The sequence below is a fragment of the Bradyrhizobium sp. C-145 genome, from assembly GCF_023375135.1.
GTDB classification, from domain to species: Bacteria; Pseudomonadota; Alphaproteobacteria; order Rhizobiales; family Xanthobacteraceae; genus Bradyrhizobium; species Bradyrhizobium zhanjiangense.
This window is the reverse complement of sequence record NZ_CP088150.1, coordinates 670,523-685,166: the sequence shown is the minus strand read 5'-3', so window position 1 is coordinate 685,166 and position 14,644 is coordinate 670,523. Positions and strand designations below refer to the sequence as shown.

General features: G+C 64.0%; 15 protein-coding genes and 1 tRNA gene. 9 read left to right on the top strand and 7 right to left on the bottom strand.

The window, feature by feature from the left end; genetic code table 11:
* The first annotated feature begins 124 nt into the window (after positions 1 to 124).
* The 9 genes from LRP30_RS03120 (at position 125) to LRP30_RS03080 (ending at position 9,075) form a co-directional block, all read left to right on the top strand.
* Complete coding sequence (locus LRP30_RS03120; protein WP_249759322.1) at positions 125 to 541, top strand: hypothetical protein; 417 nt, start codon at positions 125 to 127, stop codon at positions 539 to 541.
* Entirely contained in the window at positions 541 to 2,052 is a 1,512-nt protein-coding gene (locus tag LRP30_RS03115) for a hypothetical protein (protein ID WP_249759321.1), read from the top strand. Before LRP30_RS03120 ends, LRP30_RS03115 begins: the two co-directional genes overlap by 1 nt.
* 238 nt (positions 2,053 to 2,290) lie before the next feature.
* A complete protein-coding gene (locus tag LRP30_RS03110) occupies positions 2,291 to 3,313 on the top strand; it encodes a hypothetical protein (RefSeq protein WP_249759320.1) in 1,023 nt (340 codons plus the stop codon).
* Positions 3,306 to 3,629: a hypothetical protein gene (locus tag LRP30_RS03105; RefSeq protein WP_249759319.1), complete on the top strand. Its 324-nt coding sequence runs from the start codon at positions 3,306 to 3,308 to the stop codon at positions 3,627 to 3,629. The genes LRP30_RS03110 and LRP30_RS03105 overlap by 8 nt, the downstream gene beginning before the upstream one ends.
* Entirely contained in the window at positions 3,617 to 3,979 is a 363-nt protein-coding gene (locus tag LRP30_RS03100) for a hypothetical protein (RefSeq protein ID WP_249759318.1), read from the top strand. The genes LRP30_RS03105 and LRP30_RS03100 overlap by 13 nt, the downstream gene beginning before the upstream one ends.
* A 4-nt stretch (positions 3,980 to 3,983) precedes the next feature.
* Positions 3,984 to 5,693, top strand: coding sequence for a type IV secretion system DNA-binding domain-containing protein (locus tag LRP30_RS03095; RefSeq protein WP_249759317.1), 1,710 nt, complete (start codon positions 3,984 to 3,986; stop codon positions 5,691 to 5,693).
* Positions 5,694 to 5,772: 79 nt separating this feature from the next.
* Positions 5,773 to 8,451, top strand: coding sequence for a MobF family relaxase (mobF, locus tag LRP30_RS03090; RefSeq protein ID WP_249759316.1), 2,679 nt, complete (start codon positions 5,773 to 5,775; stop codon positions 8,449 to 8,451).
* A 58-nt stretch (positions 8,452 to 8,509) separates the two neighbouring features.
* A complete protein-coding gene (locus tag LRP30_RS03085) occupies positions 8,510 to 8,653 on the top strand; it encodes a hypothetical protein (RefSeq protein WP_249759315.1) in 144 nt (47 codons plus the stop codon).
* A complete protein-coding gene (locus LRP30_RS03080) occupies positions 8,650 to 9,075 on the top strand; it encodes a hypothetical protein (RefSeq protein ID WP_249759314.1) in 426 nt (141 codons plus the stop codon). The genes LRP30_RS03085 and LRP30_RS03080 overlap by 4 nt, the downstream gene beginning before the upstream one ends.
* 411 nt (positions 9,076 to 9,486) lie before the next feature.
* Here the strand turns inward: LRP30_RS03080 and LRP30_RS03075 are convergent, their stop codons facing one another.
* The 7 genes from LRP30_RS03075 to hisD form a co-directional block, all read right to left on the bottom strand.
* Positions 9,487 to 10,203 carry a hypothetical protein gene (locus LRP30_RS03075; protein WP_249759313.1) on the bottom strand — a complete coding sequence of 239 codons (717 nt, stop codon included), beginning with the start codon at positions 10,201 to 10,203 and terminating at the stop codon, positions 9,487 to 9,489.
* 579 nt (positions 10,204 to 10,782) lie between these two features.
* A tRNA-Phe gene (locus tag LRP30_RS03070) sits at positions 10,783 to 10,858 on the bottom strand.
* 184 nt (positions 10,859 to 11,042) lie between these two features.
* Complete coding sequence (gene yacG / locus LRP30_RS03065; RefSeq protein ID WP_128931121.1) at positions 11,043 to 11,225, bottom strand: DNA gyrase inhibitor YacG; 183 nt, start codon at positions 11,223 to 11,225, stop codon at positions 11,043 to 11,045.
* A gap of 155 nt (positions 11,226 to 11,380) precedes the next feature.
* Positions 11,381 to 12,010 carry a Maf-like protein gene (locus LRP30_RS03060; protein ID WP_128931120.1) on the bottom strand — a complete coding sequence of 210 codons (630 nt, stop codon included), beginning with the start codon at positions 12,008 to 12,010 and terminating at the stop codon, positions 11,381 to 11,383.
* 155 nt (positions 12,011 to 12,165) lie between these two features.
* Positions 12,166 to 12,633: a low molecular weight phosphatase family protein gene (locus LRP30_RS03055; protein ID WP_128942888.1), complete on the bottom strand. Its 468-nt coding sequence runs from the start codon at positions 12,631 to 12,633 to the stop codon at positions 12,166 to 12,168.
* A 6-nt stretch (positions 12,634 to 12,639) separates the two neighbouring features.
* Positions 12,640 to 13,137 carry a UPF0262 family protein gene (locus tag LRP30_RS03050; RefSeq protein WP_091895172.1) on the bottom strand — a complete coding sequence of 166 codons (498 nt, stop codon included), beginning with the start codon at positions 13,135 to 13,137 and terminating at the stop codon, positions 12,640 to 12,642.
* Positions 13,134 to 14,429: a histidinol dehydrogenase gene (hisD, locus tag LRP30_RS03045; protein WP_249759312.1), complete on the bottom strand. Its 1,296-nt coding sequence runs from the start codon at positions 14,427 to 14,429 to the stop codon at positions 13,134 to 13,136. Before hisD ends, LRP30_RS03050 begins: the two co-directional genes overlap by 4 nt.
* Positions 14,430 to 14,644: the final 215 nt, after the last annotated feature.

Below are 14,644 nucleotides of genomic sequence, written 5' to 3'. Positions count from 1 at the left end.
TAGCCTCTTAGCGGCATCGATCAGCTGCACACGCGCGATGACAATTGCTCTCACATACAGCTTTGACGGTGTTACACGGGCGCACCGACCTTGCGATCACAATCCCTAGCCACACATCTTCGACATGGATATTGGCCAGCATATTCAGGCGATCGTCGAAACGCTCGGAGCGGGTGCGGAACGCATCCCGCTGCGGCGAGCGGTGCGGTCTTGCCTGGCTAATTTCGACGCCTTGCGCGGCCGCGGCCTGACCTGGGAGCAGATTGCCGCGCGCCTGACCCAAGCCGGCGCTCGCGACAAATCCGGTCGGGCCATTGCCGCGCACAACCTGCGAACCGAGTACGCGCGACTTGCCGCCGAGCCAGACGCCCATGAGGGAAACGGACGCGTGACGACGCACCGCCTCCTCGAACTCGAGCACGGCCGCAAACCAATCATTAAGAGCGCTGGTGTCACAGTTCCCCGATCGCCGGCGTCGTCGTCGAGCCGGCTCGCCGAGATTCTGAAGACGCGGCCGCGTCCGCTCGACCTGGACGATTAATGAAGCTTGCAAAGCCAGCCTCCGTTACCAGAGCAAGGCAACGTGACCGCGTCTCGGCTGAGCTCTTGGGGCTTGCCCTGAACTTCTACCGAGGCGAGCAGGCCGTCGATCCGCTATCGTCGGCGATGGATTTCGTGGCGGCATGCGACACCTTTGCCGCGGATGTCCACGATTGGCTCGACGATCTGCCTGAACATTCCGAAAAACAGAGAGGTAAAGGACGTGTTCAACGCTATCCGTCAAGGCGGCGAAAGGATCTGATCGCGGAGCTTCATCACTTCGCTGATTTTTTGAATGCAAATGTCGATCGGCCCGCAGGGCAGGCCCTCAAGATCGGCCCGTTGAAAGGCCGCCGCAACCTCAGCAAGTACGCTTGCGAAGAGTTGCTCGGCGATCGAATCCGCCCGCTTCGAATTCCAGACAAAGATCTAGCCGCGAACTGGAATCCGCGCGAACTCGCTCCATCGGACATTGACGTCATTAAGCGGGCCTTCGCCGCTGCCGAGGGCACGACAGTCAAATCTTACCGGCTCATTCTGCCTGAACCGCGAAATCTACTGGCGGGCGTCATTCAGGAGCTTTCGCACAGGTCACAAGATTGCACGCAAAACATCCCGATCCGGGATTTCGTTGAGATTCTCGGGCCAGAGGCCATTCTGAACCTGGGCAGCCGGGCTCGAATTGTTGCTTTCCAGCTTCAAAGCGCGACCGAGATGTGGGGAAGCAAGGAGAAGGATTCCCAACGCAACCGAACGGTGACCGATTTCGATAAGAGGCCGCCGATCTATCAATGGATCGCTGAAGCTCTCGAAATCGGCGCCAAAACCACGAGAGAGCCGCCAGGTGTGCAGGTGCGGCTCTTGGCCGGCGACAAGAGCAGCGACTCATTCGAAGACAGGTTTGCGGGATTCATCCGCGCCGCGATGAAGCTCATGCCGGAATTCGCGCTGAGATGTGGTGTCGGGAACTTCGACCCTTTGGTCGGGACCGACGGCGCATGGACCATCAAACGCAAGCGAGCCGACGGTACCGGCGCTCGTGTTGCGAGGCGCGATGTTGCTCTTGAAGTCGCCTATGACTTCGCAACGAGAATCGTGAGGCATCGCGAGCAGATCGTCATTCTCGGTGACTACGTCGAGACGCTCAGTCGATGGAACCTTCGCTTGGCCGCGTTAGCGCGGTCCAACCCGAAGCTGGTCGATGATCGCGATTACTTCCAGAAATTCGCAAGGAATGCAGCGGCGGTCTGGCGCAAGGATTGCGAAGACGAGTATCGCAGAGGCATATTTTATTCGTCCGACGCAAAGTACCGCGGAAATAACCAGCTGGCAGCGATGTTGGACATCGACATACTGCGCTCGCGCTATCCTCTCGGAAAAGGCGCGTCGCAATTTGCCGATGTGGATAGCACGCGGCTGCTGAAATTGCTCAGCCCTCTTCATTCGAATGTGGAGATTCATGCCCGGCTGGGCAGGATCTTCAAGCTTCTCGATCGGATGGACGGCGCTTGAAGCGGGCGAAAACCTCGACGTGACATATGATCGAACAGGACTTTGCTGATCCAGCCGACCGCTGGATCGAAACCTGAAAAACGCTTTCGACGCACTTGCTCGTGTCGAATGCGTTGTAACTTGGCGCATCTGTCGCGCGTGTTCGGTGGAGCCTCTCATGTTTGCGGTCCAAATCGACTGATCACAAGTCCCTTCGCAAGGACCGAGGGCTAGCCACCCTTGCAAGGATTTGTGGTCCTTGCCGCGCGCCCAGACGCGCTCTCCCACTCAAAGCGCTGCCCCTCGAATGTGGGGGGTCACGGGACCCATCGGTACGCCAAGCCTGATTCTTTCGCAGTTCCTTCAACCAGGAAAGAGGACTGCTATGAACGATCAGGATCGCAAGGAAAAGCGCCTGCAGCGCAAGGCTGTAAGGCTCGTCAAGGACGCGCGTGAGGCCGAAGAGCGGGCCAGGACCGGTCCCATCATTCACCTCGTCATCGGTCCCAAGGGCGGAATCGGAAAGTCGACTCTGGCGCGGCTGCTGATCGACAAGCATCGCTTGACGGGCGGCGGCGTCCGCATCGTGCAGGTGGATCGCACCGCTCTCCTGCCCAGGCTCTACGCCGATCTGGTGTCCGTCGTTCATCTGCCCGGCACCGAGGAGATGCGGAGCGATCCGTTGGCCGCAATGACCGCGATGGAACCGCTGTCGGCCGCGATCGACGCCTCGCTCGCAGACGGTGTGCCGGTCGTCGTCGATGTCGGCGGCGGGCCGTCGGCCGCGGCGACGGTCGAGTACATCGGCAAGGCCCGGCTGGATGCGCACCTGCGCAACAATGGCGTGCAGGTCGTGGTCTGGCTGGTGTTCGTGGCCGATTTCGCGGCGATGGGCCAGAGCGCCGCCCTCGGCAAGGCGCTCGCGATCGCATGCCCCTCGGCAGAGATCGTCGCCGTCCTGAACGAGCGCAGCGGCCGATTCAAGTTCTTTCCGGGCTCCTCCTCCGACGACGTCTGGCGCGAAGCGGTGGCGCCCTTCCTGGAAGGCCGCCGCATCCTGCAGATGCCGGCGGCCGCGGCCGGCGCGCTCGTGCCGTTCGAACAGCTCGGCATGACGTTCGTCGACATCATCAACGCCGATGACACCGACATCGCCCAGCGGCTCAACGTGTCGCGCGCGATCGCCGCGGTCCTGCAGGGCGACGTCGCGAGCTGGCTCGAGATCATGTGGGGTGGCATCGAGGCGCTGGCGACCGCTGATCAGGGAGGCCACGATGCCTGATCAGGTGAACGACCAGCAACAGCAGCCCCGGCCCGAAGAAGATTTCGATGCTTGGCTGCGCCGCCTGCGCGAGTTGCGCGTGCGCGGGGAAGCCGGGCGCCACGCAATCGTCGAGCGGTTGGGCACGATGCCCTTCCATCAGCTCCGGCGTGTGCCCGGCTGGGTGATCGCCCGGCTCGGCCCGCGCGGGATGGCCCTCTTGGCCGAACGCTCGCGGATCATCCGCGTTCAGGGGGGTGGCTCGCCCGCCCCCAAGAGCCCGCCCGCCCGGTTCGCACCGCGCGCAACATGCCGGAAAAGAGCGTGTCGTGGTTGACCCGGCTCCGCCGGCGCCAGCCCTTGTGGTGGGAATGCACGCGCAAGACGTCCATCTCGGCGGCGATCGGCGGTCTCATCATCGTGTCGGTCCCGTTCGTCGAGCGCATCCTGCCCGAATTGACGGTTCAGCCGTCGGCGCCGCGCGTCTGCGGCAGGCTCGACGCCTGGACCGGCGATTGCACCTATGTCGTCGGTTCGACGGGCCTGAGCCTGTCGACGGCCGCCGACAAGCTCGGCTTGCCGCTCGCCGTCCTGGCCGCGGCAAACCCCTCGTTCGACTCCAGCATCCTCTTGCCCCAAGGCGCGCGCCTCTACGTCCCGCGCCGCACTGGCATCAACCTCAGGTGACATCATGATCAAACCCCATCCGACCGAACCGTTCCCCTCGCTCTCCGGCGCGCGCCTCTTTGGCAGCATGACGTTCCTTGCTGTGCTGCTGTCGATGAGCGTCGCCTTCTGCACGCTGATCCCGCCCCTCGTGTGGTGGCATCCATACGATGCGGCAGTTACCGTGCACCTCTCCGACCTCTGGTCGTTCATCCAGCAGGCCAAGATGCCTCATCTGGAGACGAGCGGGATCGGCGAGCTCGCGGCGTATCCGTTGCGCCTCGTGGCCGCCCTCATCGACGCCATGCCGCCGGGCGATCTCGTCATGCCCTTCGTTCTCCGGCTTGCGGTGGCCTGCGCAATCGGAGTTGCCGCGGCGCGAACGGTATTTCGACGCGTGCGTGACGCCAGCCCAAAACGTATCGCAGCGCTTCACGTCAATGGGCCACGGCCGCTGTGGAGTCCGTCAGGTGCCGGTTATCTAAACGCGACCTTCCACCCGCTGCGTCGGCAAACCGGCGAGGGCATCTTCCTGGCTCCGGGAACACGCTTGCCTATCGTCACTGAGAAGGAGGGTATCCTGCTGATGGGGCCGCCCGGGTCGGGCAAGTCCGTGATTGCGGAGGGTCTGATGAATCAGGCCCTGGGGCGTCGCGATCGGGTACTGGCCCTCGACGTGAAGGGACAGCTAGCCGCCCGGTTTGCGCGATACCGGCCGCTCGTCTTCGACCTCGCGGGAGCAAATTCGGTGGTGTGGGCGATCGGCCGAGACCTGCTGGATGATGCCGACGCCGATGAATTCGCGGCAAGCCTGATCCCGGATTCCCGGGATCCGGTCTGGGCTGAGGGATCGCGACTGATCCTGAGCGCGATCATCCAGCACCTGCAATCCGAGCGCGGCCAACGGTGGGGCTGGCGTGATCTGCACGACATGCTGTCAAAGCCGCCGGGCGAACTGGAGCCCATGATCCGCAAAATCGCCCCTGATGTCGCCGGCATGATCATGACGCGCGGCGAGGAGCCGGCGAATTTTATCTTATCCCTCCAATTCAACCTGATCGCCCATGTGGGCGCCACCGCCCGCCGCTTCGCCAAGTTGGAGCAGGACGGGACACGACCTCGATCGTTGCGTGCCTGGGCCGTTGCCGGACAGTGGCGCCGGCCGATCATCCTGCGCTACGACCTCCAGCGGCGCGACCGTTCGGCCGCCTTCGTCAAGCTCGTGCTGCGGATTCTTGCCGGAACCATCCTGGGCGGAGACGTCGAGGACGAGCATGACTGGCGCATATGGTTGTTCCTGGACGAGGTCTCGCGGATCGGGATCGACAAGAGCCCGGCCATCACGGATCTGGCGGCGCTGGGACGGTCGCGCGGGGTCCGCACGATTGTTACGGTCCAAAGCCCGGCCCAGCTGAGGGAATCCGAGGCGTTCCGGGAAAACTTCGGGCTACAAATCATATGCGGTCTGGCGCCCGGTGAAAGCGCGCAGCGCGTCGCCAAGGAATGGGTCGCACAGCGCACGGTTCGCGACGCTCGCATCCCCGCGCACGCCGACCAGCGTCAACAGGAGTGGACCATTCCGCCGGTTACGGTCTCCGAATATCAGTCCGACCTCGGCCTGAAATTCGACCTGTGGGGACGTCCCTTCATCCGGGCCGCCGTGCTCGGCCTCGCTGACATTCCCATCGTCGATTGGCCCTTGCATCGCTGGCTCCCGCGCAAAACGCGGGCCTGAATAGTCAATCGAGAGCCGCCTCCGGGCGGCTCTCATTTTTTGAGCTTGCGGATTTTGTGGGGGGTCACGGGACCGATCGGTGCGCGATCTCCGGGATGCTTCCTCCATCATGGTTGCATCGCTCCAAATCGGCACCGCCTCGACGTACTACGCCCGGGACTATTATCACGGCGGCGAACGGCAGATCGCGGCAACATGGTTCGCGCGTGGCTCGCAGTTTGGTCTGACGCATGGTGGGGCCGTCGACATCGAGCGTTTTGCTCAGCTCCACGCGGGCCTCGACCAGGAGGGGCGCTGGCTGCTGACGACGGGCAGCCGCAAGGTTGAAGGCGTCGACTTCACCTTTTCGCCGTCCAAAAGCGTGAGCCTCGTCTATGCGCTCACGACGAATCTGGAGCTTCGCCAGGCCGTCCTCGACGCCCACCTGACGGGCGTCCACCGCGCGTTGGAGATTCTGGAGGACGAAGCGACTTACGCGCGCCGAGGCCGCGACGGGCTCCACCGCCAGCACGTCAGACTGACGGGCGCGCTGTTTACCCACGATACGGCGCGGCCGGCGCCCCACCTGGATGGATCGGTCTTTTCGGACCCCCAGCTCCACACCCATTCCGTCGTGTTCAACCTGGCCATGCGGAATGATGCTTCCATTGGGTGCATCGACACGCGTCTGGGACAGATCAAGACCTGCCTGGGATCGATCCATGCAGCTCATACCGCCTACGAACTGCGCAAGCTTGGTTTCGTCATTCGGGAGATCGGAAAGCACGGCACCTTCGAGGTGGGTTTTGATCCCGAAATCCGAAAATTCTTCTCCAGCCGCAGGAATCAGATCGAAGACGAGCTCGCCGAGAGCGGCCAGGATTCCGCCTCCGCACCTGCAGTAGCTGCGGCAGCCACGCTGTCGACGCGTCGCAGCAAGCAGCGCGATGATGGCACCGATCGCTTCGAACTCTGGCAGGGCAAGGCCGCCGAGCTGGGCCTCGTCCCCGGGCTCTGCGTCGAGAATCTGCGCGTGGCCCCGAACCTCGACCGCGGCGGTCGGGATGAGACGTTCGAAGCCGCGCTCGCGAAAATTCCCGAGCAGCTCACGGAGCATGAGGCGACGTTTTCGCGGATCGACGTGATCCGTGCTGTCGCGACCGCCCACGTTGGGACCGCGACCGATCCCGCGCATCTGATGCAACGCGTCGATCGCCTCATCGCGAGCGGCCGGATCGTCGAAATCAGAAAGGATCAACTCAAGGAGCCTGTCTATTCGACCCCGGAAATGGTCCGCCTGGAACGTGAGACGATTGATCTTGCAAAGCAGCTGGCGAATCGGCGCTGGTCTGGTCCAGACCTTGTCGCGCTGAACGAGAAGGCGGTCGCGGTCGGCCTGTCGAGCGAACAGGTCGCCGCCGTCAACACGCTGGCTGACGGGCGCGCCCTGGCGTTGCTTCAGGGCAAAGCCGGAACGGCAAAGACATATTCACTTAAACCGCTGGTCGGCCAGTTGAAGGAGGACGGACACCGCGTGATTGCGGCAGCCGCCTCCTGGCGCACAGCCGAGATGCTCGCGAGCGAATTGCAAGTCGAGGCGCGTGCCATCGATTCCTGGCTGGCCATTGCACGAACCGGCGGCCGCTTTCTCGATCCAAAGACCGTGCTCATCGTCGATGAAGTCGGGCTGCTTGGAGCACGGGCGACTCACGCGATCCTCAAGGAAGCCCTGAGCGACGCGGCGACTTGCGAACGGACACCGGTCGGTCCGATCACCGGACAAGTGAAGCTGGTGCTGTCCGGCGACTCCAGCCAGCTCAAGCCGATCGCGGCGTCGGCCGGCCTTGAGCTCGTCCACCTCGCGACCGAAGCGGCGGTGCTGCAGAAGATCGTCCGGCAGCGTGATCCGAAGATGCGCCGCGCGGTGGAGCACCTTGCACACCGCCGGGTCGACGAGGCCTTCAAGATTCTGGAGAGGGAAGACTGCATCGTCGAGACCGATGGTCAAAAATCCACCATCTCGACTGCTGTGGACAGATGGTTTGACGCCCGGCGGGAGCAACCCGGCAAGGATCATCTCCTGATTGCCCGCTCCAACGCCACCGTGCGCGGCCTCAATGCCGAGATCCGCAAGCGGCTTCGCGCTACCGGCGATATCCAGGGGCGGGACGTATCGGTCACGGCGTCGTCAGCATCAGGCGATCCCTATGTCTTGCGCCTCGCCGTCGGGGACCGGATCAGGTTCGGTCGCCGGGCCGAATTGGCTGGTCATCGGATCATCAACGGCACCTGCGGCAAAATTGAGCATCTTGAGCAGGACGGCCGCGACCACGCCAACATCACCGCGCGCATCGGTCGCTCCCGCGTCTCCTTCTCGACGAGGGCGGTAGCCGACGAGCACGGCCACGCACGTCTCGCTCACGACTACGCAACGACGGTCTACCAGTCACAGGGGCTGACTGCCGAGACCTGCACGGCTGTGATCGATGCCCACTACGTGCGGAATTCGCTCTATGTGGCCGCCAGCCGGGCGCGTGGACCCTTGTCGCTGGTCGTCGACGTCGCCGAGGTCGATGCCCATGTCAGAGCCGCGCGTTCGCGAGAGGCCAGGCAGAACGACGTTACTGCCAAGGAGCGTCGCGCCCTCCTGCTGAAATTGTTTTCTCGCGAGAGCACCAAGACGAGCACGATCGAGCCGTCCGAACTGGCGGATGCTACCGCAGTTGTCGCTCGCGATCGACAGCATCGCAAGAAGCGTGAGCTCGGCCATGAGCTCTAATCGCTCTCCAGCGAAGCCGCGGCCTTCCGATCCGGAGTTCTGGACCGTGGAGAGCGAATTGCCCGATCCGATCCCGGTCTCGAAGGCCGAGCTGGACGCAATCGAGCGATATTTCGGCGACCTGCTCGACGCGGTCTTCGATCCCAAACCCCGCACGATGCCGGGGGTGACTACGGCACCTCGAAAAGGAGAGAAGCGATGACCACCCATCCGTTCTACGAGCCCCGCATCCTGAAAATGGACTTGGAGAAATACGCCGACATCGCCGTCGACAGCGGTGTCTGGCTGGTTGGCGAGGTCCTGGCGCAGGGTCCCTCGACCAACGGTGAATTCACGCCCGATACCCGCTACGTCTACAAGCCCCGGCACCGGGAGGCGGCGATCTTCCAGCTTCGTGCAATGAACGAGGAGCTGCGCCACCAGATCTTCATTGAGGGCTTTCTCAGGCTTCCGGATAATGGCGCGCAGGCCATGTTCCAGGGCCTGTGTGAGACGCACACCGAGATGCTGCACGAAGCCTTCCGCGCCGAATGGACGCGGCGCCACGGCAAGATGATCGATGTGAGCAAGATGCGCAGCAAAGCTGCGATCGAATTGCTTCACAAGCTCGTACCGCCCCGCTAGACTCGATCCATGACTTGAGGCAGGGGCAATATTCTCATGGCACGCAAGCATCTTCACGCATTGGAAACGCCCTCGACGAACGGAGTCAAGGCGACGCGAAACGTGCTCATCTACGTGCGCGTATCGACCGACGCTCAGGCCCAGAATGCCCTCAGCCTGATGGATCAGGAGAACCAACTGGTTGCTCGCTGCAAGCGAGACGGCGAGAATGTCGTCGGCATTTTCCGCGACGAGGGTGAGACGGCCACGAACATGAAGCGGCCGGCGTTCGGACAGATGATCGCGCGCGCGACCGACGGCACGCGATCGGTCGACGCCATTCTCGTCTATTCGTTTTCCCGCGCGTTCAGAAACCAGTTCGAGCAAGAACTCACCGTCCGCGCACTGCGCAAGCACAAGGTTGAACTGATTTCATTCGCCGAGCCGCTGACCAACGACGCGAGCGGGGACCTGTTCAGAAAGTTCATCGGTATCGTCAACGAATTCCAGTCCGCGGAGACATCCCGCGCGACGACGCGCACCATGAAGGAGAACGCGCGCCGTGGATTTTCCAACGGCGGCATCATTCCATTCGGATACAAGTCCGTCGACGCGGAGATCATCGGAAACAAGCAGAAGAAAAAGCTCGCGATCGAACCGGTCGAGGCCGAGATTGTCGTTCGCGCCTTCGACCTTGCCCGGAACGGCGATGGAAACTCCGGCCCGCTCGGCACCAAGAAGATCGCGATCTGGTTGAACGAGCGCGGCTTCCGTTCGAGGAACGGCTCGTTGTTCGGCACCGGAACCGTCCACGAGATTCTCACGCGCGACGCCTATACAGGGGTTCGCCGTTTCAATGAGTTCAACCGCAAGGGCGATGGCGAACGCAAGGACGCCGACGAAATCGTCGAATATGATGTGCCGACGATCATCGATCGTGCCTTGTTCGACGAAGTCCAGGCCCTTCTGGTTGCGCGGCAGCCGCGAGCCAAAGGGCCGCGTCTGACCTCGGCGCCCTCCTTGCTCGGCGGACTGGTGCGCTGTGACTGCGAAGTATCTTGCGCGTTGACGACCGCGACAGGCACCTCCAGGACCGGAAAGATCTACGCCTACTACAAGTGCATCCAGGCCACCAAGCAGGCGCGCCACAAGCAGGGCGACGGGACGAGCTGCGTCAACCGAAAGGTTCCCCGTCCGGTCATCGAAAAGCTGGTTGTTGAGGCTCTGACCGATCAGTTGCTACAGCCGGACCGGGTGACTTCGATCTTGCTCGCCTTGAAAGCCCGCCGCGACGAGCGGCAGGCTTCCGCCGATCGCCGGATCGTCGATCTCGCCCGCCAGGCTTCTGAGGCCGAAGAGCGGTTGGGGCGCCTCTACGGCGCGATCGAGGCGGGTACCGTTGACGGCACCGATCCGACTCTCAAAGAGCGCGTTGCGGCTCTGAAAGCCTCCCGGGACAGAGCGGTTGAAGCGCTGGATTATGCGAAGAAGTCGAGCGCAGCGCCGATCGAGATTGACCCTGTCGCTGTCGATCGGTTCACCCGCCTGATGCGCGAACAGCTGATCTCCGGCGATGTCGCAGCGCGGAAGGCCTATCTTTCGAGCATGGTGGACGCGATCATCGTGTCCGAAGACAAGATCCGGATCGTCGGTTCAAACGACAACATCCGGTCCACCTTTGGACCGGACGGGCAACCGACGCCCCGGGTTCGTAAATCTGTTCAGGAATGGTGCCCAGGGGCGGAATCGAACCACCGACACTGCGATTTTCAGTCGCATGCTCTACCAACTGAGCTACCTGGGCGTGCTCCAAGAGAGGGGCCAAAGCCCATCGAGCGGGCGGTTTATAGTGGGCTAGAAGCGACCTGTCCACCCGGCTCCGCCTGAAGGCTACGCCGGGCGCGGCGCGGCTGTGTACAAGGTGGGGCGGGCTCGCCGCGGCTGGCGCGCGGCGCTTCTTGAGCTCACCAAATCATTGATATCGCTAGTTATTCCACGTCATCGGTGTCGTCGTCGCGGCCGGGGATGACGTAGGAGCCTTTCAGCCAACGGTTCAGGTCGACGTCGCGGCAGCGCGAGGAGCAGAACGGGCGGGTGGCCTCTGACTGCGGCTTGCCGCAGATCGGGCAGGTCTTGCGGGGGGCAGCGGGCGTTTTGACGTGATCGTTCATGGTCGGGGCAGCTTACACAAGGTAAGGCAGGTCAAGCGCCTGCCGGCAAACGAGTTCCTCGGGCGAAGGGCGCAGGCGCCCCGCCCAGGGCCCGCGGGCCAATTCTACTGTGCATGGGGTTGTTTTCGCGTTTTTTGTCGGCGGCGCTGTCAGGCTCACACCGCGATGGCGTTGAGCCAGCCGAAGCGGGTCGGAAAGCCCTCGCCGCCGAGCAGGGCCGTGGTCTCGTACAGCGGCAGGCCGACCACATTGGTGTAGGAGCCGACCATCTTGACCACGAACGAGCCGGCGATGCCCTGCACAGCATAGCCACCGGCTTTGCCGCGCCATTCGCCGGAGCCGATATAGGCCTGGATGTCGTCTTCCGACAGGCGCTTGAAGCGGACGCGGGTCTCGACCAGGCGCTGGCGGAAGGCCTCGCGCGGCGTCACGAGGCAGATCGCGGTGTAGACCCGGTGGTTGCGGCCCGACAGCAGCCGCAGGCACTGCGCGGCTTCGTCGACGAGGTTGGCCTTGGGCAGGATGCGGCGGCCGACCGCCACCACGGTGTCGGCAGAGAGGATGAAGGCGCCGCGCAGCTCGTCATCCAGCTGCACCGATTTCAGCGCCGCATCGGCCTTGGCCCGGGCCAGGCGGTTGGCGCAGGCGCGCGGCAGCTCGCCTCGCTTCGGCGTCTCGTCGACGTCGGCCGGCCGGAGTGCATCCGGCTCGATGCCGGCCTGGTTGAGCAGCGACAGGCGTCGCGGCGAACCGGAGGCAAGTACGAATTTGGGGCGGCCGAGCATCAGGTGATTTGGGGGATGAAGCAGGAGTGAATTGCGCGCGGAACCTATCGGAAGGGGGCCGGTTTCACAACCCGGGAACCGGAGGTTTGCTGATTCGAAGTTGCCAACACGCGTGTGCCTGCGCTCTGTGACGCGGGTGTTACGGTCGCCGCATGCTACCCGCTCGCCGCACCCGCCTTCGCGAATCGCCGGCGGATGCGCATCAAGAGCTGATCGCAGACCTCGCGATAGGCAGCGAGCTTCTGGTCACGGCTGCCTTCGATGGTGGTGGGATCCTGCGTCGGCCAGTATTCGACGTCGGCGGCGAGCGTGCGGGTCAGCTCCAGCGCCCTGTGGTGCGCCTCCGGCGACAGCGTGATGATGAGGTCGAAGTTCAGTCCCTCCCAGTCCTCCAGCTCCTCGAAGGTCTGCGGCCTGTGGGCGGAGATGTCCTGGCCGAGCTCGGCCATCACGGACACCGCAAACGGATCGAGGTCGCCCTTCCTGGTGCCCGCCGACCTCACGTAGAGGCCCTGCGGAAACATGTGCTGCAACAGGCTCTCAGCCATCGGCGAGCGCACGCTGTTCATCGCGCAGGCGAATAGCACCGATTGCGGATCGCGTGCGCGTGGGGGCGCAGCCATCCGCTTTTATCCTTTCCAATGCAGGACGGTAATGAGCGTGAACAGCCGGCGCGAGGTCTCGAAGTCGACCCGCACCTTGCCCTTCAGCCGCTCCTGGAGCGTGCGCGATCCCTCGTCGTGGATGCCGCGGCGGCCCATGTCGATGGCCTCGATCTTGTCCGGCGTCGCGGTCCGGATCGCCTGATAGTAGCTGTCGCAGATCATGAAATAGTCCTTCACGATCCGCCGGAACGGCGTCAGCGACAACAGATGCGCGACGACAGGCGTGCCGTCCTCGCGGCGGATGTCGAACATCAACCGGTTGCCGGTGATGCCGATATGCAGCGTGAACGGTCCCTGCCCGTCGGCACCGTCGGGCGCGAACAAATTCTGCTCGATCAGGTCGTAGATCGCGATCGCGCGCTCGTGCTCGATGTCAGGCCCGGAACGGCCGATCGAGTCCTCGTCGAGCGTGACGCCGACGATGCGATTGTTGGAGTCGTCCTGTTCGGGCGGCTTTGTCATGACAGATTGAGGCGCAATCCAATCGAGCGCGAATGGGCGTCCAGCCCCTCCGCCTGTCCGAGCGTCATCGCGGCCGGGCCCAGCGCACGCAGCTGATCCGGGCCGCATTTCAGGATCGAGGTGCGCTTCATGAAGTCGTGCACCGACAGCCCTGAGGAGAATCGCGCCGAACGCGCAGTCGGCAGCACGTGGTTGGAGCCACCGACATAGTCGCCGATCGCCTCCGGCGTATGCGCCCCCAGGAACACCGCACCGGCGTTGCGGATCTTCGCGGCGAGCGCATCGGGATCAACTGTCATGATCTCGAGATGTTCGGCCGCGATCGCGTCCGCGAGCGGGATGGCGTCAGCAAGATCCTTCACCGTGATGATGGCGCCGAAATCGGCCCACGAGCTGCCTGCGATCGCGGCGCGCGGCAGCGTCTTCAGCTGCGCCGCGACCGCCTTCTCGACGTCGGCGGCAAGCCGCGCGGAATCGGTGATCAGGATCGATTGCGCGCTGGCATCGTGCTCGGCCTGCGCCAGCAGGTCCGCGGCGATCCAGTCGGCATTGCCGGTGTCGTCGGCGATCACCAGCACCTCGGAGGGACCGGCGATCATGTCGATGCCGACCTTGCCGAACACCAGCCGCTTGGCGGCAGCGACATAGGCGTTGCCGGGGCCGACGATCTTGGCGACCGGCGCGATCGTCGCGGTGCCGTGCGCGAGCGCGGCCACGGCCTGGGCGCCGCCGACCCGGTAGATCTCGGTGACGCCGCCGAGCGAAGCCGCCGCCAGCACCAGCGGATTGAGCTTGCCGTCGGGCGAGGGCACCACCATGACGAGACGCGCAACGCCGGCGACCTTCGCGGGCACCGCATTCATCAACACCGAGGACGGATAGGCCGCGGTGCCGCCGGGCACGTAGAGGCCGGCGGATTCGATCGCGGTGTAGCGCCAGCCGAGCTCGACGCCGAGCGGGTCGGTGAAACGCTCGTCCGTCGGGAGCTGGCGGCTGTGATAGGTCTCGATGCGGTCGCGCGCGAGCTTCAGCGCGTCCAGCGTCGCGGCATCGCAGGCCTTTGTCGCGGCTTCGATCTCGGCGGCGGTGACGCGCAGCCCCGATGCATCCAGCGTCAGCCGGTCGAACTTTGCGGTGGCCTCGAGCAGGGCCGCATCGCCCCGCTTGGCAACATCGTCGACGATCGCGCGCGCGGCGGCCTCGACGTCGGCCGAGACCTCGCGCTTGGCGGCGAGGAAGGCCGCGAATCGCTGGTCAAAATCGGCGCTGCTGCGGTCGAGACGAACGGGCATATTGGCTTGGCTTCTGGCTGGTCTTTTGGGGCGGATTGGCTCACCCGACCCCCTGCTCAATGGCGCGGCCGGGAAGCGGCGTCAACCCTTGGGCCCGGCCGTTCCTCTCCAGCGCCGTCCCAGCGACGGCCAGGGCCCATTACCACCAGCGGATGGGTGCAGGCGCAATTGGGCCACATCTCGTTTCAACAACGAAGCCTTAGGGTGATGGGTCC